General features: G+C 60.5%; 20 protein-coding genes and 1 pseudogene. 8 read left to right on the top strand and 13 right to left on the bottom strand.

All coding sequences use genetic code 11. From position 1 onward, the window contains the following. Nucleotides 1–16: 16 nt before the first annotated feature. Complete coding sequence (locus QUE41_RS05220) at nt 17–637, bottom strand: LysE family translocator (protein ID WP_286341859.1); 621 nt, start codon at nt 635–637, stop codon at nt 17–19. 256 nt (nt 638–893) lie between these two features. Between QUE41_RS05220 and QUE41_RS05225 the strand changes: the two genes are divergently transcribed. Then, entirely contained in the window at nt 894–1,511 is a 618-nt protein-coding gene (locus QUE41_RS05225) for a transglycosylase SLT domain-containing protein (RefSeq protein WP_286342911.1), read from the top strand. A gap of 93 nt (nt 1,512–1,604) precedes the next feature. Here QUE41_RS05225 and QUE41_RS05230 read toward each other — a convergent pair whose 3' ends face one another. The 4 genes from QUE41_RS05230 to xseB form a co-directional block, all read right to left on the bottom strand. Next, a complete protein-coding gene (locus QUE41_RS05230; RefSeq protein ID WP_286341860.1) occupies nt 1,605–2,315 on the bottom strand; it encodes an HAD family hydrolase in 711 nt (236 codons plus the stop codon). A 146-nt stretch (nt 2,316–2,461) separates the two neighbouring features. Next, the gene (dxs, locus tag QUE41_RS05235; RefSeq protein WP_286341861.1) at nt 2,462–4,327 is read right to left on the bottom strand and encodes a 1-deoxy-D-xylulose-5-phosphate synthase; all 1,866 of its coding nucleotides are present in this window, start codon (nt 4,325–4,327) and stop codon (nt 2,462–2,464) included. Nucleotides 4,328–4,354: 27 nt separating this feature from the next. Continuing rightward, nucleotides 4,355–5,242 (bottom strand): (2E,6E)-farnesyl diphosphate synthase, encoded by an 888-nt coding sequence (ispA, locus tag QUE41_RS05240; protein WP_286341862.1) that lies wholly within the window; start codon nt 5,240–5,242, stop codon nt 4,355–4,357. Between the two features lie 2 nt (nt 5,243–5,244). Next, nucleotides 5,245–5,484: an exodeoxyribonuclease VII small subunit gene (gene xseB / locus QUE41_RS05245; RefSeq protein WP_028110548.1), complete on the bottom strand. Its 240-nt coding sequence runs from the start codon at nt 5,482–5,484 to the stop codon at nt 5,245–5,247. 177 nt (nt 5,485–5,661) lie between these two features. Here xseB and pomA point away from each other — a divergent pair, with 177 nt between their 5' ends. The 3 genes from pomA (at nt 5,662) to thiI (ending at nt 8,945) form a co-directional block, all read left to right on the top strand. Next, entirely contained in the window at nt 5,662–6,426 is a 765-nt protein-coding gene (pomA, locus tag QUE41_RS05250) for a flagellar motor protein PomA (RefSeq protein WP_286341863.1), read from the top strand. Between the two features lie 4 nt (nt 6,427–6,430). Then, nucleotides 6,431–7,372 carry a flagellar motor protein MotB gene (locus QUE41_RS05255; RefSeq protein ID WP_502875949.1) on the top strand — a complete coding sequence of 314 codons (942 nt, stop codon included), beginning with the start codon at nt 6,431–6,433 and terminating at the stop codon, nt 7,370–7,372. A 118-nt stretch (nt 7,373–7,490) separates the two neighbouring features. Further along, nucleotides 7,491–8,945, top strand: a complete 1,455-nt coding sequence (gene thiI / locus QUE41_RS05260) for a tRNA uracil 4-sulfurtransferase ThiI (protein WP_286341864.1) — start codon at nt 7,491–7,493, stop codon at nt 8,943–8,945. A gap of 57 nt (nt 8,946–9,002) precedes the next feature. Here the strand turns inward: thiI and QUE41_RS05265 are convergent, their stop codons facing one another. Together QUE41_RS05265 and QUE41_RS05270 are read right to left on the bottom strand one after the other, a co-directional pair. Further along, the gene (locus QUE41_RS05265; RefSeq protein WP_286341865.1) at nt 9,003–9,887 is read right to left on the bottom strand and encodes a ketopantoate reductase family protein; all 885 of its coding nucleotides are present in this window, start codon (nt 9,885–9,887) and stop codon (nt 9,003–9,005) included. Next, nucleotides 9,872–10,237, bottom strand: coding sequence for a VanZ family protein (locus QUE41_RS05270; RefSeq protein WP_286341866.1), 366 nt, complete (start codon nt 10,235–10,237; stop codon nt 9,872–9,874). The genes QUE41_RS05265 and QUE41_RS05270 overlap by 16 nt, the downstream gene beginning before the upstream one ends. Before the next feature lie 144 nt (nt 10,238–10,381). On the opposite strand from QUE41_RS05270, the gene QUE41_RS05275 reads away from it, so the two are divergent. Continuing rightward, entirely contained in the window at nt 10,382–10,867 is a 486-nt protein-coding gene (locus tag QUE41_RS05275) for a YajQ family cyclic di-GMP-binding protein (RefSeq protein ID WP_286341867.1), read from the top strand. A gap of 49 nt (nt 10,868–10,916) precedes the next feature. On the opposite strand, the gene QUE41_RS05280 is transcribed toward QUE41_RS05275, so the two are convergent. The 6 genes and pseudogenes from QUE41_RS05280 to pspF all read right to left on the bottom strand — a co-directional run bounded on the left by QUE41_RS05280 (nt 10,917) and on the right by pspF (nt 17,345). Continuing rightward, a complete protein-coding gene (locus QUE41_RS05280) occupies nt 10,917–11,705 on the bottom strand; it encodes an ATP-binding cassette domain-containing protein (protein WP_286341868.1) in 789 nt (262 codons plus the stop codon). Continuing rightward, nucleotides 11,702–12,697, bottom strand: coding sequence for an oligopeptide/dipeptide ABC transporter ATP-binding protein (locus QUE41_RS05285; RefSeq protein ID WP_286341869.1), 996 nt, complete (start codon nt 12,695–12,697; stop codon nt 11,702–11,704). The genes QUE41_RS05280 and QUE41_RS05285 overlap by 4 nt, the downstream gene beginning before the upstream one ends. Beyond that, a complete protein-coding gene (locus QUE41_RS05290) occupies nt 12,697–13,587 on the bottom strand; it encodes an ABC transporter permease subunit (protein WP_028110539.1) in 891 nt (296 codons plus the stop codon). Before QUE41_RS05290 ends, QUE41_RS05285 begins: the two co-directional genes overlap by 1 nt. Further along, the gene (locus QUE41_RS05295; protein WP_286341870.1) at nt 13,574–14,605 is read right to left on the bottom strand and encodes an ABC transporter permease subunit; all 1,032 of its coding nucleotides are present in this window, start codon (nt 14,603–14,605) and stop codon (nt 13,574–13,576) included. Before QUE41_RS05295 ends, QUE41_RS05290 begins: the two co-directional genes overlap by 14 nt. Further along, a pseudogene (locus QUE41_RS05305) lies at nt 14,605–16,208 on the bottom strand (ABC transporter substrate-binding protein). Before QUE41_RS05305 ends, QUE41_RS05295 begins: the two are co-directional and overlap by 1 nt. Nucleotides 16,209–16,277: 69 nt before the next feature. Continuing rightward, on the bottom strand, nt 16,278–17,345 hold the full coding sequence (pspF, locus tag QUE41_RS05310) for a phage shock protein operon transcriptional activator (protein ID WP_286341872.1): 1,068 nt from the start codon (nt 17,343–17,345) through the stop codon (nt 16,278–16,280). 186 nt (nt 17,346–17,531) lie between these two features. On the opposite strand from pspF, the gene pspA reads away from it, so the two are divergent. From pspA to pspC, 3 genes are read left to right on the top strand one after another with little or no spacing between them, the layout of a single operon-like run. Next, entirely contained in the window at nt 17,532–18,200 is a 669-nt protein-coding gene (pspA, locus tag QUE41_RS05315; protein ID WP_028110535.1) for a phage shock protein PspA, read from the top strand. 28 nt (nt 18,201–18,228) lie between these two features. After that, nucleotides 18,229–18,459 (top strand): envelope stress response membrane protein PspB, encoded by a 231-nt coding sequence (gene pspB / locus QUE41_RS05320; RefSeq protein WP_286342914.1) that lies wholly within the window; start codon nt 18,229–18,231, stop codon nt 18,457–18,459. Continuing rightward, nucleotides 18,449–18,832, top strand: coding sequence for an envelope stress response membrane protein PspC (pspC, locus tag QUE41_RS05325; RefSeq protein ID WP_286341873.1), 384 nt, complete (start codon nt 18,449–18,451; stop codon nt 18,830–18,832). Before pspB ends, pspC begins: the two co-directional genes overlap by 11 nt. Nucleotides 18,833–18,834: the final 2 nt, after the last annotated feature.

Below are 18,834 nucleotides of genomic sequence, written 5' to 3' on the forward strand. Positions count from 1 at the left end.
TTATTCTACTGGGATATCAGGCGATGGCCATGGCGCCGCCCAGCCCGATAAAGGTCAGTCCACACAGGCGGTTGAACCGTTTCTGAGCCGTGGTGCTACATAGGCGGTTGGCCAGCTGACAGCCGCCGAAGGCCACCAGGTTGAGCACGATAAAATCCACCGCGGTAAAGGTGGAGCACAGCACCAGCAGCTGGGGCACCATGGGCTTTGCCGGATTCAGAAACTGGGGAAACAGGGCGGCAAAGAAGATCAGCCCCTTGGGATTGGCCAGGCCCACCATCAGTGTCTGACGGAACAGGCCGAAGGCGGTGGCGTCGTCCCGGTAGCGGAAGCCGGATTCCAGGTTCTCTTCGGGGCGCGAGCGCCAGGCCGAAATTCCTAGCCACAGCAGGTAGGCGGCGCCTCCATACTGGAGTAGCTCAAACAGGGCCGGGCTGCTGGTGATCAGGGCGCCGACGCCGGTGGCGGACAGCAGCATCAATACCAGGCCGGCCAGGTTGGAGCCCAACACGGTGGCCAGGGCTTTCTTGTGGCCGTGACGGACACTGGTAGACAGGGTCAGCAGTGTCATGGGGCCGGGGGCCACCAGCAGGATGACCACGGTGGCAAGGTATACCAGGTAAAGCTCAGTCGACATTGGAAAAATGACGGGTTTAAAAAGAAAGGGGCGCATTTAACCAGTGTGGCAATGGCCTGTAAAGGACCGGGGGGAATTCGGGCACAGGAATTGAGAGCTCACCTGTCAGCTTTGGCTGACAAAGGGGCAAAATCTTCACCCTTGTGGCATAGCGCTCGTAACCGGTATGCCTTTTGAGCATCTTAAGGTGGCAATTGTCCGTGCCTCAGGGCAGAATCAAGGCTTTCAGGGACACTCACGAACATCCAAACCCATGATGAAAATAGTAAAACTGCTGCTGAGCTCGGCGCTTCTGGTTTCTCTGGTTGGCTGTGCCACGCCGCCTCCCAGAGATCCCGAGAACCTGTGCAACATCTTTATGGAGAATCGGGACTGGTACAAAGCCGCCAAGGACACCCGCGAGAAGTGGGGGGTGCCTGTGCATGTGCCCATGGCGATGATGTATCAGGAGAGCTCCTTTAAGCACAACGCCCAGCCGCCCATGGAGTGGTTTTTGGGGTTCATCCCCATCGGCCGGGCCTCCAGCGCCTATGGCTACGCCCAGGCCAAGACCGTCACCTGGGATCAGTATGCCCGGGAAACCGGCAACTCCTGGTCCAGCCGCAGTGACTTCGACGACGCCATGGATTTCATGGGGTGGTACATCTACAAGAGCCACAAGATCAATGGGGTCTCCAAATGGGACGCCTACCGCCAGTACCTTAACTACCATGAGGGCTGGGGCGGCTATAAGCGCGGCAGCTACAAGAAGAAGCAGTGGCTGGTGAAAACTTCCCGTAAGGTGGAGGCACGTTCCAAGCGCTACGCGGCTCAGTACAACCAGTGCAAAGAGGATCTGGATCGCAGCTGGCTGTGGCGGCTGTTCTTCGGCTGATTCGTTTCAGAGCCCAAAAAAGCCAGCACCCGTTGCTGGCTTTTTTATTACCCTTCATCTGAGCACAAGCGCTCAACGACACCGTTCGGCGTCTCAGAGGTATTGTCGGCAGATCTCCGCCAGCGCCATCGGCGTGTCGGCCACATGGTCCGGTTGGTGCTGCCATTGAGCTGGCGAGGCGCCGCTGTAGGCGGCGGCCACCGCAATCACCCGGCTCTTTGGTCCCAGGGCAGCCCCCAGGTTGCGGGCAAACTGAACGTCGCCCTGATGGTCACCTATGTAGAACAGGGTCTCTGGGTTGTGGCCGCCAAACATGGTTTCAAGGCACCTCAGCCCTCCGGCCGGGTGAGGCTTTTGAGTCTCGCCAGACACCTCGTTGTAGCCGATCACCGCCTTGAAGGGGGCCGCGACCCCCTGGCGCTCCAGCTGGCGCCGGATGGTGAGCGAATCGTTCTGGGAGCAGATGCCGTGGGGCAGGGCCTGAAGCTGCTCCAGCACCTCGCTAATCCCATCAAACAGTGAGACCGCCGTGGTGTTGCGCCTCTGATGCTGAGCCCACAGAGGGCCCGCTTGGGCGGTTTCCTGAGCCGTCAGCCCATAGTAGTTCTGATAGAGATCCTGCCAGTTCTGCGCCGCGTGATTGGCCTGGTGATAGCGGGCCTCACTGCGCAGGCAGTGGGGAAGGCGGTCACCGGTCAGCCTTGGGGCCACTTCATCCAGAATGGAGAGGGTGATGCTGATGTTCTTCGGGGCGGAATTCACCAGAGTGCCGTCGTAATCCCACAGGATGGCGCTGGAGTGCATAGGGGTCTCCTTCTGAGCAGTGGCGCTCACTTTGCCACTGAACCCCCCTCGGAAAAAGTGCCCTGGCTCGAAATGAGTGTTCTGTGCTCCGGCCAAACGCCATAAAAAAACCGGAGTCAGGCTCCGGTTTTGTTTGGGAAGGGGGCTCAGTCGCCGAAGTAGTCGGCCACCTGTTTGAGGATGCCCGGCCCATCCAGGCCCAACACAGTGTGCATCTCCTCCTGGGTGCCCTGCTCAATGAAGCGGTCAGGCAGGCCCAGTTGCAGTACCGGTTTGGCGATCTTGTGGCGGTTCATGCATTCGATCAGCGCCGAGCCGGCGCCGCCCATGATGGCGTTCTCTTCCAGGGTCACCAGGCGTTCGTGGCTGTTGGCCATCTGCTGAACCATCTCCTCGTCGATGGGTTTGACGAAGCGCATGTTCACTACGGTGGCGTCCAGCTGCTCGGCCGCCTCCAGGGCGTAGGGCAGCAGGGTGCCGAAGCTGAAGATGCACAGCCCCTTGCCCTGACGACGGATCTCCGCCTTGCCGATGGGCAGGGTCTCCATCTCCTCCTGAATCTCCACCTTGAGGCCGGTGCCCCTGGGGTAGCGCACCGCCGCCGGGCTATCCATCATGTGGCCGGTGTAGAGCATCTGGCGACACTCATTGGCGTCCGCCGGCGCCATCACGGTGAAGTTGGGAATGCAGCGCAGGTAGGAGAGGTCGAAGGCACCCTGGTGGGTCTGGCCGTCGGCGCCCACCAGGCCGCCACGGTCGATGGCAAACAGCACAGGCAGGTTCATGATGCCCACATCGTGGATCGCCTGGTCGTAGGCGCGCTGCAGGAAGGTGGAGTAGATGGCCACCACTGGGTGATAACCCTCACAGGCAAAGCCGGCACCCAGAGTCACCGCATGTTGCTCGGCGATGGCCGCATCGAAGTACTGGTCAGGGAACTGCTGGGAGAACTCCACCATGCCGGAGCCTTCGCGCATGGCCGGGGTGATCCCCATCAGTTTGTTGTCCTTGGCGGCCATATCGCACAGCCAGTCACCGAACACCTTGGAGAAGGTGGGCTGGCCGGGCTTGGATTTGGGCAGTTTGGACTCCTCGACGTTGAACTTGGGTACGCCGTGGTAGCTGATGGGATCCTCTTCCGCAGGCTTATAGCCTTTACCCTTCTTGGTCATGATGTGCAGAATCTGCGGACCCTTGAGGTTGCGCATGTTGCGCAGGGTGTCCACCAGACCGCTGACATCGTGGCCATCGATGGGGCCGATGTAGTTGAAGCCCAGCTCCTCAAACAGGGTGCCCGGCACCACCATCCCCTTCAGGTGCTCCTCGGCACGGCGTGCCAGCTCCTTGATGGGAGGCACACCGGAGAGGGCCTTCTTGCCCCCCTCACGAATGGTGGTGTACAGACGGCCGGACATCAGCCTGGCCATGTGGTTGTTCAGGGCACCGACGTTCTCGGAGATGGACATCTCGTTGTCGTTGATGATCACCAGCATGTCTTTGTGGATGTCGCCGGCGTGGTTCAGGGCTTCGAACGCCATGCCACCGGTGAGGGCGCCGTCACCGATGACCGCCACCACCTTGCGATCCTGCCCTTCGCGGTCGGCGGCGATGGCCATACCCAGGGCGGCGGAGATGGAGGTGGTGGAGTGACCCACGCTCAGGGTGTCGTACTCGCTCTCTTCACGCCAGGGGAACGGATGCAGGCCGTCTTTCTGACGGATTGTGGGCATCTCTTTGGCGCGGCCGGTGAGGATCTTATGGGGGTAGGCCTGATGACCCACATCCCACACCAGGCGGTCGAAGGGGGTGTTGTACACGTAGTGCAATGCGACCGTCAGCTCCACAGCTCCCAAGCCGGAAGCCAGGTGGCCCGAAGAGTGGCTCACGCAGCGCAGCAGGTACTGACGGAGTTCATCCGCCACCGCTTGCAGGTCGGCCTTGGGCAGGGTGCGCAGGTCCTGAGGCATCAATGCCTTGGACAGGAGTGGATAATCGTTCAGATCCAGACTCATTATGACAGTCGCTTCTTGTTATCGTGATTATTGGCCTCGCTCGATGATGTATCGGGCAAAGTCAGTAAGTAGTTCAGTATTGTATGGCAACTGGGCCAAAGATGTCAGGGCATCTTTATGGAGACTCTGCGCCACCTCACAAGCCCCTTCCAGACCCAGCAGGGCAGGGAAGGTGCTCTTATCCGCATCGGCGTCCGAACCCTGGGGTTTTCCAAGCTGTTCGGTGTCGGCGGTGATGTCCAGGATGTCGTCCTGAACCTGGAACGCCAGCCCGATGGCTTCGGCATATTCCACCAGGGCGGTGCGGTGAGCCGGGTCCAGGTTGGGCACCGCCAGGGTTGCCAACTCCACGCTGGCCCGAATCAGGGCACCTGTCTTGAGCCGGTGCAGTTGGGTCAGCGCTTCTAAGGGAATACGTTTGCCGGTGGAAGCCAGATCGATCGCCTGGCCGCCGCACATCCCCTGGTAGCCTGAGGCCCTGGCCAGGGCGCGGAACATGGCCACCCGGTTGCCCTCCAGGGCGTCGGGCAGGTCGGCCTCGGCCAGAATCTCGAACGCCAGGGTCTGCAGCGCATCTCCGGCCAGAATGGCGGTGGCTTCGTCGAAGGCGATGTGACAGGTGGGCTGGCCCCGGCGCAGGTCATCATCGTCCATGGCCGGAAGATCATCGTGGATCAGCGAGTAGGCGTGGATGCATTCCACCGCCGCCGCCAGGGGATCCAGGGTCTTCTCATCGGCGCCCAGCATGGTGCCCACGCTGTAGACCAGAAAAGGCCGGACCCGTTTGCCGCCCAGCAGGGTGCCGTAACGCATCGCTTCCAACAGGCCGGGCGCGCAGGGGGGCAGGGAATCAAATTGGTGGATTAGGTGTTGGTCGACCCGTTCACGGTAACGGGTCAGGGCAGCGCTAAGCATGCTTACTCCTGAGATTCGAAATCAACCAGTTGTGCGTCGCCTTCCTCATCCCTGGTAAGCATCTGTACGCTCTGTTCTGCCTGGGTCAGCTTGCTCTGGCTGGCCCGCACGAGGTGAATGCCTCGCTCAAACTGTTTCAGCGCCTGCTCCAGCGGCAGGTTTCCCTGTTCCAGATTGCCAACAATCTGCTCCAGCTCCGACAGCGCCTGTTCAAAACTTAGGTTGTCCGGTTTTTTTGCCATCTTTCGGCTCCTTGAAGTGCTGGACAAAGGTACTGCTTTGTCGACCCCGGATCAATGGAGGTCCAGGCCGAAGCTGAAATTTCATTAAACTTGCCTTCGATTGGACCGATAAAGACAATAGACTACCTAGTTCCCCCTGTTGGGACGATCAGAAATTCAGACAGATCAGGAGAGTTTGTGGATCTCGCGACCCTAGTTGGCCTATTAGGCGCCTTTGCATTCGTGATCATGGCGATGATGGACGGGGGTGACCCCGGCGTTTTCGTCAACATCCCTTCGATCCTCATCGTGGTGTGTGGCTCCCTGTTCGTCGTGATGATGAAGTACAACATCAAGCAGTTCCTCGGAGCCATCAAGATCGCTGCCAAGGCGTTCATGTTCAAAATCGATAAGCCGGAAGATCTTATCGAGCAGGCGGTGGTGATGGCCGACTCCGCCCGCAAGGGGGGCTTTCTGGCCCTGGAAGAGGCGGAGATCAACAACAGCTTCATGCAGAAAGCGGTCGACCTGCTGGTGGATGGTCACGATGCCTCTGTGGTGCGCCAGGCCCTGGCCAAGGACATCGGCCTGACCATGGAGCGCCATCAGAGTGGCTCGGGCATCTTCCGCGCCCTGGCGGATGTGGCCCCGGCCATGGGGATGATCGGCACCCTGATTGGTCTGGTGGCCATGCTCAACAACATGGATGACCCCAAATCCATCGGTCCCGCCATGGCGGTGGCCCTGCTGACCACCCTCTATGGCGCCATTATCGCCAACATGGTGGCGGCGCCCATCGCCGATAAGCTGGAGCTGCGCATGGGTGAGGAGATGCTCAACCGCCGCCTGATCATGGACGCGGTGCTCTCCATCCAGGACGGTCAGAACCCCAGGGTGATCGAGGGCTTCCTCAAGAACTACCTGGCGGAGAAGCAGCGCGCCGTCTCCACCACAGAGGATTAGGTCCATGACCCTGACCGCCAATCGCGATGAGGACATGGCCCCGGCGAAGAAGGCCAGTGGAGGCTCTCCTGCCTGGATGGCCACCTTTGCCGACCTGATGTCTCTGCTGATGTGCTTCTTCGTGCTGCTGCTGGCTTTCTCCGAGATGGACGTGCTCAAGTTCAAGCAGATCGCCGGCTCCATGAAGTACGCCTTCGGTGTTCAGAACAAGCTGGAGGTGAAGGACATCCCCAAGGGGACCTCGGTCATTGCCCAGGAGTTTCGCCCTGGCCGGCCTGAACCCACCCCCATCGAGGTGATCAACCAGCAGACCATCCAGTTCACCAAGAACCACCTGGACGTGGATCCGGGTAAGGACCCGGTGGCCGGCAGTGAGCAAACCAACGACGGCAAGCTCAAGGGCGGCGCCAGTGAGCAGACCTCCCCGGCCTTGGACACCATGGCTCAGACCCAGGCGCAGGCCGAGAGCAGCGCCCTGGCCAAGAAGCTGGCGGAGCAGCTTCAGGAGCAGATCGAGGATGGGGCCATCGAGATTGAGTCCCTGGGCCAGCAGATCATGATTCGCATCCGTGAGAAGGGGGCGTTTCCGGCCAACTCGGCGTTCTTGCAGCCCAAGTTCCGTCCGGTGATCGCCGCGGTGGCGGGCCTGCTCAAGGATGTGCCCGGCATCATCACCATCACAGGGCACACGGACAACGCGGTGATCAACAACGAACTCTACCGTTCCAACTGGGAGCTCTCCGCCCAGCGAGCGGTCTCTGTGGCCCATGAGATGATCAAAGTGGAGGGGTTTGAACCTCACCGCATGGAGGTCATCGGTAAGGCCAACACCCAGCCCCTGGCCAGCAACGACGAAGCGGCCGGTCGAGCCAAAAACCGACGGGTGGAGATTGCGATCACCCAAGGTAAGCCTAAACTTTCCGAAGAGATCCCGGCCGTTCAGTAACCTGAGCGGGGTCACGTCCCTTGTGACGTGGCCTTCGGTCCTCTCTGCCAGCGGTTCCCCAGATGCATAAGCTCAGGTATAATGCCGCGCTTTGATTTTTTGCCCGTACAGGAAGCTCATGAAATTTATCGTTAAGCTGCATCCCGAGATCATGATTAAGAGCAAATCGGTGCGTAAGCGCTTCGGTAAATTGCTCGAGTCCAACATTCGCAATGTGTTGCGTAAGACGGACGAGACTGTGCGGGTTCGCTTCAACTGGGATCACATCAGTGCCGCCAGCAGCAATGACGATCCGGCCAACACCGCCAAACTGGTGGAATCCCTGAGCAACATGCCGGGCATCCACCACTTCATGGAGGTGCGCCAGTACAACTTCGAGACCCTGGACGACATCTATCAGCATGCGCTGCCGGTGTTCACCGAGCGCCTCAAGGGCAAGACCTTCTGCGTGCGTGCCAAGCGTCGCGGCAAACACGACTTCAACTCTCTCGAGGTGGAGCGTTATGTGGGCGGCGGCCTGAATCAGCACACCGAAGCCGTGGGGGTTCGCCTCAAGGATCCCGATGTGGTGATCGGCCTGGAGATTGAAGACGACAAGCTCTACCTGGTGCACAAGCGTCATGATGGCATGGGCGGTTTCCCCATCGCCACCCAGGAGGACGTGCTTTCCCTGATCTCCGGTGGGTTCGACTCCGGCGTGTCCAGCTTCCAGTGCATCAAGCGCGGTGCTCGTACCCACTACTGCTTCTTCAACCTCGGCGGCGCCGCTCACGAGCAGGGGGTCAAGCAGGTGGCTTACTACCTGTGGAACAAGTATGGCTCCTCCCACAAGGTGCGGTTCATCTCCATCCCCTTCGAACCCGTGGTGGAGGAGATCCTCGAGCGCATCGACAACGGCCAGATGGGCGTGATTCTCAAGCGGATGATGATGAAGGTGGCCAGTGGGGTGGCTCAGAAGTACAACATCCCCGCCCTGGTGACCGGTGAGGCCATGGGTCAGGTGTCCAGCCAGACCCTGACCAACCTCAATGTCATCGACAAGGTGAGCGACACCGTGATCCTTCGCCCCCTGGTGACCTGGGACAAGCAGGAGATCATCGACGTGGCCAGGGAGATCGGCACCGAGGAGTTTGCCGCCAGCATGCCTGAATACTGCGGCGTGATCTCTCAGAAACCGACCGTGAAAGCGGTACTCTCCAAGATCGAGGAGGAGGAGGCCAAGTTCTCCGAGGATCTGGTGGAGCGTGTGATGGCGGAGGCCAAGATGATGGACATTCGTGATATTGCCAAAGAGGAGCAGGCCAAGGTGACCGAAATGGAAACCGTGGACAGCCCCATCGACGGTGCCGTGGTTCTGGATATCCGCCCGCCCGAAGAGGAGGAGCAGAGCCCGCTGCAGCTGGACGGCGTCGAAGTGGTGACCCTGCCCTTCTTCAAGCTCGGCTCTCAGTTCAAGGAGCTGGACCAGCAGCGCACCTACCTGCTTTACTGCGATCGCGGCGTGATGTCCAAGTTGCAGGCCCTCTATCTCAAGGAGCAGGGCTACAGCAACATCAAGGTGTACCGCCCCTAATCGCCCAAGACAGAAAAACCGCCGAAAGGCGGTTTTTTTAGGGCTGGCGTTTGAGGTTCAGCTCGGCCGCAGAGCCCTGACCCTATCCAGGTTGTCTCTGTGGGTGGGCACCTCAATGCCCGCGTCGTCCGCCAGGGCAACCACGAAGCCACTGATCGCCTCAATTTCCGTGGGACGGCCTGCCTCTACGTCGGAGAGCATGGAGGAGCGATTCTGAGCCGTGGCCTCGGCTACCTTCAGCCCCAGGGCCAATATCTCCTGTGCTTCCATGGGCACGCCCTGGCTGGCGGCCACCCGGGCCAGCTCGTCGCTCAATCGCGTCAGGGTGGGCAGGTACCTGGCCTGGGTCAGTTCGCCATTGGGGCAGCGATGCAGCGCCGTCAGCGGATTGATCAGGGCATTGACCGCCAGCTTGTGCCACAGCCTCAGTTCGATGTTGTCATCCCGCTCAAAGCCGATGGCCGCCAGGGCCTCGGGCAATGGGCCTCTGTGTCGCAAAGAGCCGGCGAAACGTTGCCCCAGGCCGGTGTGCTTCACCGCCCCCTGTCCCTGACGCAGTGCGCCATCGGTCAGGGTGCCTGCCCACCAGTTGTGCTCGGGAAAGTCTCTGGCCAGCGTCTGTTGGGGCCCCAGCCCGTTGTGCAGCAGCACTATGGGAGTGTCACCCGTCACCTTTGACAGCAGGGGCGTTGCCGCCTCCTGGGCCTGGTAGGCCTTGGTGGTCACCAGCAGCGCCTGGCTGGGGGGCAGAGCGTCGGGCGTCAGGTGGCGCACCTTGTGGTGGAACCGCTCGCCTTCCAGGGTGGTCAGTTGGTGCGCCCTAACCTCATTGTGACTGCCGGGGCGGCCAATGATCACCGCTTCGATCCCCTGCTGTGCCAGCAGGCCCGCCATCAGTTGGCCGATGGCGCCGCCGCCGACTATGGCTACCGGTTCTGCCATCTCACCACCAGCATCAGAAACAGATGAAACATCAGGGCACCGGCCATGTCGGCCAGGAAATCCATGGGATCCGCCTGGCGGTAGGGCAGCCTGGACTGCACCAGTTCCACCAGGCCGGCGTAGCCTGCCAGCACCAGCAGCTGCTGCCAGCGGGGCCAGTCGAAGGCCAGGTGCAGCATCATCGCCAGGGCGGCGAAACCAAACAGGTGCCCCAGCTTGTCGGTATGGGCAATGGGCTGAGGGTAACTGGGCTTACCGAACAGCAGGTAGGAGAAGGCCGCCAGCATCAGCAGCAGGCTGAATCTGAACCAGAGCCGCTGCTGCGGATTGGGGGAGGTCAAAATCATCATGGCAGCAATAATAGCCGCCCGGGGGCCGCCAGGCCATGACCAATTGCCGCTTTTGGCCCTTTGCGCCTTGCGATGCCGGTGCCTGGGAGTAAACTCTTTGGCATCAACAGATTCAGCCGACACAGGCTTTGCAAGGAGATTTAGATGCCTTCATTCGATATAGTGTCCGAGGTAAACGCGGTGGAGCTGCGTAACTCGGTGGACAACGCCAGCCGTGAGCTGACCAACCGCTTCGATTTTCGTGGCGTGGAAGCCAGCTTCTCCCTGGCGGAGATGGTGGTGACCATGAAGACCGAGTCCGATTTCCAGCTCAAGCAGATGGAAGACATCCTGCGCGGTGCCCTGGCGGCCCGTAAGGTGGACACCAGTGCCATGGAGGTGGATGAGAAAGCCGTGCACAGTGGCAAGACCTTCTCCCGTAACGTCAAGTTTAAGCAGGGCATCGAGCAGCCCGTGGCCAAGAAGCTGGTGAAGATGATCAAGGACAGCAAGCTCAAGGTGCAGTCTCAGATTCAGGGTGACAAATTGAGGGTCACCGGCAAGAAACGCGACGACCTGCAGGCGGTGATGGCTCTGGTGCGCGAGGCGGAGTTGGGCCAGCCGTTCCAGTTCGAGAACTTCCGCGACTGATCACACTCAGCACAAAAAACGGGGAGCCTTGGCTCCCCGTTTTTTGTGCTTACACCGGTTGCTCGATGGTGAGCATCTGCTCCTCCAGCAGCCGCCGGGTGTATTTGTGCTGGGGGTTGGCAAACACCTCTGTGGTGCGCCCCTCCTCTACGACCACGCCCCGTTTGAGCACAATCACCCTGTCGCTCATGTGGCGCACCAGCCCCAGGTCGTGGGACATCAGGATGTAGCTCAGCCCCAGCTTCTGCTGCAGCTCCAGCAGCAGGTTGACGCACTGGGCCCTCAGGGAGGAGTCCAGTCCCGACAGCGCCTCATCGGAGATGATCACCTTGGGTTCCAGCATCAGGGCCCGGGCGATGGCCACCCGTTGCCTCTGGCCGTGGGAGATCATATGGGGATAGAAGTCCCCATGTTCCCGCAGCAGTCCCACCTTCCTCAGGATGCGGTTGACCGTTTGTTGACGCTCCTCCTTGTCCTGGCTGGTATTGAACTTCAGCGGCTCCTCCAGCAGCTGCCCGATGCGCTGGCGCGGATTCAGGGAAGTGGTGGGGTCCTGGAAGATCATCCGAATCAGACTGCAGCGGCGCTTGTGATCCATCATCTCCAGATGCTCACCATCGAGCAGGATCTCGCCACTGCTGCGCTGCTCTGCGCCGGCGAGGATCTTGGCCAGGGTGGTTCGGCCCGAGCCCGCTTCCCCAACGAAGGCCAGGGTCTCCTTGGGGTAGAGCTCGAAGGAGATCGGCTCCAGGGCGGTGTCATACACCTTGCGAAAGCGCCGGTAGCCCGCCGGAAACTTCTTGGACAGGTCTTTGACCTGCAGCAGCGGCTCGGTCATTTTCTCTCCTCCTCCGCCTGCAGCGGAAAGTGGCAGCGGTAGGCATGGCCGTTCTTGGTGGCGATCCGAGGCGGATTTACGCACTCGCGTCGGGCGTGGGGACAGCGGGGCCCCAGGCGGCAGCCGATGGGCAGGTGCTGCAGCGGCGGAATCATCCCCTCCAGGGTATTGAGCTGACGCTTGGGCAGCACCGACATGTTGGCGCTGGGGGCACTGGCGATCAGGGCCTGGGTGTAGGGGTGACGGGGCTCCTTGATCAGGGCCTTCACCGAGCCGGACTCCATCATCTGGCCACAGTAGAGCACACTCAGGTTGTGGCTCCAGCGCGCCACCGAGTTGAGATCATGGCTGATCAGCAAGATGGCCACGTTCTTGGTCTGGTTCAGCTTGGACAGCAGACGGTAGATCTGGGCGGCAGTGGCGGTTTCCAGTCCGGTGGTGGGTTCATCGGCGATCAGCAGTTTGGGACGGTGGGACACCGCCATGGCGATCATCACCTTCTGTGCCAGGCCCTCGGACAGCTCCCAGGGGAAGGCGCGCATCACCCGGGAGTGGTCCTTCACCCCGACCCGGTGCAGCAGGTCGATGGCCATCTCCTTGCGCGCCTTGGGGCGCTTCCACCAGGGCAGATCATCGAAATCCGGCATCGCCTCGATCAGCTGGCCGCCGATGCGGCTGCCAGGATCCAGGCAGGAGCCCGGTTCCTGGAAGATCATGGCAATCTCCCGCCCCATCAGCTTGCGTCTCTTGTTGATGGACATGGTCAGCAGATCTTCACCGCGCCAGCTCAGGCGGTCGGCGACAATGCGGGTGCGCTTGTCGGTGATGCCCATGATCGCCTGGGCCAGCAGGCTCTTGCCTGAGCCGGACTCGCCCACCAGGCCATGGATCTCGCCCTCCTGCAGGGTCAGGCTGAACTTCTCCACCGCCACCAGCCAGCCGTGGGGGGTGTTGAGCTCAATGGTGAGGTTGCGTATGTCGAGCAGATGCATCAGCCGCGGCCCTCCAGCAGGGCTTGGCGCAGCCCTTCACCCACCACATTGGTGGCCAGTACGCTGAACAAAATCGCCATGCCCGGCATGGTGACCGTCCAGGGGGCGGTCAGCAGGTTGTCCAGTCCCTGTTCGACCATGGCGCCCCACTCCGGCGAGGGCGACTGCGCCCCCAGGCCAATGAAGCCCAGGGCGGCGATATCCAGGATGGCCACGGAGAACGCCAGGGTGGTCTGAACAATCACCGGGTTCCATACATTGGGCAGGATGGAGTCGTAAAACACCTGCCAGGTGCCGGCGCCGTCCAGGCGAGCCGCCACCACGTACTCCTTTTGCACCTCTTCATGGACGGCGTTGTGCACGGTGCGCACAAAGCGGGGCACCAGGGAGAGGCCCACTGCCCAGATGACGTTGTCCAGTCCGGGGCCCAGAACCGCGGCAAAGAGGATCGCCAGTACCAGCGAGGGCATGGAGAGCAGGGTGTCCAGCAGGTGGGACAGCACACTGGCCTTCAGTCCCTTGGTCATACCGGACAGGCTGCCAATCAGGAAGCCGCACACCAGGGAGAGCAGCACGATCACCAGGGCATAGCCGAAGGTGAGGTGGGCCCCCTGCAAGATGCGCGAAAACAGATCCCGCCCCAGGTCGTCCGTCCCCAGGAAGTGTTCCACCGAACCGGCGTCGGCCCAGGAGGGGGGCACCAGCAGGGCCGAGGGGTCCTGGTAGGAAGCGGAGTAGGGAGCGACGAAGGGCCCCAGCAGGCTCATGGAGAGGATCAGCATCAGCACCCACAGACCGATCAGCGACAGGGGGTTTCGGGTGAAACTCTCCCAGATGGTCTGCCACAGGGAGGGGATCTTCTCCTCGTAGTAGATATTAACGTTGCCCATAGATCTCTTTCCGGCTGATGGGGTTGAGCGTGGTGTGGGCCACGTCAAACATGATGCTCAGGAATACGATGAACAGGGAGATGGTCAATACCCCTCCCTGCAGAGCGGTGTAGTCTCCCTGGCGCAGGGCTGCCACCAGCCAGGCGCCCACACCCGGCCAGGAGAACAGCAGCTCCACAATGATGATGGAGCTGGCGATAGGACCCAGCTGCAGCGCCAGCACCCTCAGTACCGAGGCCAGGGCGTTGGGCAGGGCATGATTCATGATCAGCTTATATCTGGAGATGCCCCGGGCCTCCAGGGCGCGGATGTAGTTCTTCTCCAGCTCTTCGGCCAGGGCAAAGCGGGTGATGCGGATGATGATGGTCAGTGGCAACACCATGACCACGGACATCGGCAGCACCAGGTGGGCCCAGGCGTCGGCCATGGCGGCGCCTCGCCAGGGGCTGTCGGAGAGGAAGATGTCCACCAGCAGCAGGCCGCTGAAGTCGGGAATGTCGTACATCAGGTTGATGCGCCCCGAGGCGGGCAGCCAGTCAAACTGGATGCCGAAGGTGATGATCTGCAACAGCCCGAGCCAGAATACCGGCAGGGAGAAGCCCACCAGGGTCAGGGTCATCACCACCCGCTGCACCGTGGGGTTGCGGCTCAGAGTGGCCAGCATGCCGATGGGAATGCCGATCAGCAGGGCCAGCCCCACCGAGAGCATGCCCAGCTCCAGGGTGGCCGGCAGCACCTGCAGCAGCTGGTCGGCAATGGCCTCACCTGAGTTCATGGAGACGCCGAAATCACCGCGCAGCCGGGTGCTGACGTAGGCCACGTAACCGACGATGGGACCGTGTTCCAGTTTGTAGGTGTGGTTGATCTCCGCCATCTCGGCGATGCTTGGGTCGCGCACTCCGGACAGGTTGGCCACCTGGTCGCCGGGCAGGGCCAGGGTGACCGAGTAAACCACCGCAAACAGCATCAGGGTGGTGAGCACAAACAGGTTGATACGTCGAAGCAGGTAGCTCAGCATCAGTCAGCCCTCTTAACCTGGCCAAAGCGGATGCCGCCTACCGTTGTCAGTATCGGGCCCTCCAGATGGCGCATTCGGCCCAGAGTCCGGGTGGCGTGAGCCAGGGGCAGCAGAGGCACCTGCTGCACCAGATGCTGCTCCAGTTGATGGTACTGGATGCGGCGCATGGTTCTGTCCTCATTGCTTCGGGCCTGCTGCAACAGGGCATCAAATTCGCGACTGCACCAGCGGGCGTGGTTGGTGCCCGAGACCAGGCCACTGCAGCTCAGTATGGGGGTAAAGAAGTTATCCGGATCCGTGTTGTCGGCGTTCCAGCCCAGCAGCACCGAGTCGTGTTCCGCCTGACGCAGCATGGTGGTGAACAGGCTCCAGTCGTAGCTCTTGATGATCACCGTGACGCCGATGGCCGCCAGATCCTGCTGAATCAGTTCGGCGGTCTTGATGGCGTTGGGGTTGTAGCTTCGGCCTATGGGGGGCGCCCAGATCTCCAGGCTCATGCCCGCCAGTCCAGCCTGGGTCAGCAGCGTTCGGGCCAGTTCAGGGTTGTAGGGCAGCTCTGTGGTGCTCTCCTGGTAGGCCCAGGAGATGGGGGCAGCAGGCCGGCGCCCCGGGCGGCGGTGTTGTGGTATACCGCCTTGAGGATCTTCTGCCGGTCTACCGCCATGGCCAGGGCCCGGCGTACCGTCAGCTGATCAAAGGGGGGCTTCTGGGTGTTGAACGCCCAGTAGGCCACGTTGAATCCGGGCTGGGCTTCCAGCTGCAGGTCATCGTACTCCTGAAGCAGGGAGAGTTGGCCCACCTGGGGCAGGGCGGCCACATCGCAGTCACCGCCAATCAGCTTGATCATTCGGCCGGTGGCATTGGGCGTGATATCGAAAATCAGCTGCTCCATGGCCGCAGGTCCACGGTAGTAGCCGCTGTGGCGCTTGTAGCGCACATATTGGTTTTTCTTGAACTCCACCAACTGGAAGGGGCCGGTGCCAATGGGCTGATGGTCAATCAGTTCCATCTCCCCGTCCCGGTAGAGGTGCTGACCATACTCCGCCGACAGGATGACGGCGAAATCGGTGGCGATGTTGGTGAGGAAGGTGGAATCGGGCTGGCGCAGTTCGAACTCCACCTGGTGGTCACCCAGCCGGTGCACCGCCAGCAGGTTTTCGGCCAGCTCTATGCTCTGGAAGAAGGGGTACTGACCGCCACCCACGCTGTGATAGGGGTGGTCACTGTCGATCATCCTGTTGAAGCTGAACAGCACATCATCCGCATCGAAGGGGCGGCTGGGGCTGAAGCGTTCATTGCTTTGAAACCAGACGTCATTGCGGAGAGTGAAGCGGTAACGGCGGCCATCTTCGGAGATCTGCCAGCTTTCGGCGAGTTCGGGAATCAGCTCACCGCTGACATCATCGAACCCCAGCAGCCGGTTGTAGATCTGCTTGGAGCTGGCGTCCAGGGTACTGCTGGAGGTCACCAACTGGGGATTAAACAGCTCCGGGTTGGCCTCGGAGCAGTACACCAGTCCCTGGGTGGGGGCGGAATCGGTGCGGCTGCAACCCTGGATGAGGGAGAGCAGCAGCAGCGCCGCTAGAACACGAAAGTGAGTCATTGGGTTAACTGACGTTTCTGGGATCCGGCTAGTGTATCAAAGCTGCCGCCAGGGATCATCAGCCTGATTTCATAACAGATCGTACTTCTTCAAAATGCCGCGCAGCTGATGGTAACTCAGCCCCAGCATCTCGGCGGTGCGTTTCTGGTTGAACTGACTCTCCTCCAGGGCCTGTTTGAGCAGATCCACTTCGAATGATTGCACCGTTTCCTTGAAGTCCAGGGGAAGTACCGGCTTGCCATTGGTGGCGCCGCCTGCCGGAGCCGAGGGAGTGGCGGGCTCTGGGGCCACGGGGGCGGAGGAGACCGGAGGCGGACTCTGTCTGTCCTGAGTCTTGACCCTCTGTTCCGGGCGCCAGGGAGACTCGAAGGGATCCAGGATGATCTGGTGCACCGGCAGGGCATCGTTGTTGTGGCGATAGACGCTGCGCTCCACCACGTTCTTCAGTTCCCGAACGTTGCCGGGCCAGTGGAACTCCAACAGGGTCTGCTGGGCCTTGCTGGTGAAGCCGGGAAACATCGACATTTGCAGCTGGCGAGCCATGTTGATGGCAAAGTACTCCGCCAACAGCAGGATGTCCTCGGTGCGCTCGCGCAAAGGGGGCAGGGTAATCACGTCAAAGGCCAGCCTGTCCAGCAGGTCGGCACGAAACTCGCCCTGTTCGGCCAGGTCCGGCAAATCCTCGTTGGTGGCGCAGATCAGGCGTACGTCGGTGCGAACGCTGCGGTTGCCGCCCACCCGTTCAAACTCACCGTATTCGATGACCCGAAGCAGTTTCTCCTGAATCAGCCCGGAGGTGTTGGCCAGTTCGTCCAGGAACAGGCTGCCCTTATGGGCTCGTTCGAACCGGCCCTCATGACGCTTCCCCGCGCCGGTAAAGGCACCGGATTCATGGCCAAATAGCTCACTTTCAAGTAGATTCTCATTTAGTGCGGCGCAGTTCAGGGTGATATAGGGCTGTTCCCAGCGGCTGGACAGAAAGTGCAGTCGTTCGGCGATCAACTCCTTACCCGTCCCCCGCTCGCCGATGATGAGCACCGGCTTATCCAGAGGCGCGACCTGAGACACGTGGTCCAATATGCTGAGAAAGGCGTTGGATTCGCCTATCAGGTTGTCTTGCTTACGAGAGTTGGCCATCGGTCCCTGATGTAGTGTGATTGGCTAATTGTTAGTGGATTTCATAATAGGGACTGGAAGGCGCAAAATAAAGGGATTTAAAAATTCCCTTTAATAACAAAGGTATAAAGGTCTGTGAAAAGTTGGCACGCTTCCTGTAACACTAAGGGCAAGAGGGCCATTACAGACTTTTAGAGGAAAGAGATTATGGGTATTTTTTCAAGGTTTGCCGACATCGTAAACTCCAACATCAGCGCCCTGCTGGACAAGGCGGAAGATCCGGAGAAGATGGTTCGCCTGATCATTCAGGAGATGGAAGACACTCTGGTTGAAGTACGCTCCACCTCCGCCAAGGTACTGGCCGAGAAGAAGGAAGCGATTCGCCGCATCGAGCGTGCCGAGGCCCAGGTAGAGGATTGGGCCTCCAAGGCGGAGCTGGCCCTGAGCAAGGATCGTGAAGACCTGGCCAAGGCGGCTCTGATGGAGAAGCAGAAAGGCGCCGAGTTGGTGGACACCCTCAAGCGTGAGCTGGTCTACATCGAAGAGCAGATTGAGCGCCTGAAGCAGGAGATCAACCAGCTGCAGGACAAGCTGAATGATGCCCGCGCCCGTCAGAAGACCATCATCATGCGTAAGCAGACTGCCAGCTCCCGCCTGGACGTGAAACGCCAGCTGGATACCGGCAAGATTGACGAAGCCATGATGAAGTTCGACCAGTATGAGCGTCGCGTGGAAACTCTCGAAGCGGAAGTGGAAGCCCACGAAATGATGCAGCCCAAGTCCCTGGAGGATGAGTTTGCTGCCCTGGCCGCCGAAGAGAAGATCAATGATGAACTTGAGCAGATGAAGAAGAAGCTCAAGAAGAAGAAAGACTGATTAGGGAGGAGTCGGAATGGAAGAGATCATGGGATTCCTCATCGCGCCGCTCATCATATTTCTACTGATTGTGGCGCCCATCTGGCTCATCCTGCACTACCGGAGCAAGAAACAACTGGCTCAGGGGTTGAGCGAGGAGGAGTATCAGCAGTTGAACCAGCTGCTGACCCGGGCGGACAAGATGAGTGAGCGTATTCAGACTCTGGAGGCGCTGCTGGACCAGGAATCACCGGAATGGAGGACCAAGCATGAAGGATAAACCACGTCAGTTGGTTCGACTGCCGGAGCAGGGCAAGGTGGCCGGGGTCTGTGCCGGCCTCGCCGAGCACTTTAACCTGGAGGTGTGGCTGGTTCGTATCGTGACCCTGTCCGCCATCCTGTTGACCGGTATCTTCAGCCTGCCCCTGCTGCTCTACATCATCGCCTGGGTATTGCTGGATAAGGGAAGCACCCGTCAGGAGCCCCACCAGCCAGAGCTGAAAACCAAGGTGTGGCAGGCCGGTGATTCGCCCCAGAAGGCGATGACCGAGGTCAGCACCCGCTTCCGAAACCTGGAGCTGCGTCTTCGCAGACTGGAGAAGCACGTGACCTCAGATGCATTCCATCTGAAGCGCGAAATCAATAACCTATAACC

The sequence above is a fragment of the Ferrimonas sp. YFM genome (assembly GCF_030296015.1).
In the GTDB taxonomy this organism is placed as follows: domain Bacteria; phylum Pseudomonadota; class Gammaproteobacteria; order Enterobacterales; family Shewanellaceae; genus Ferrimonas.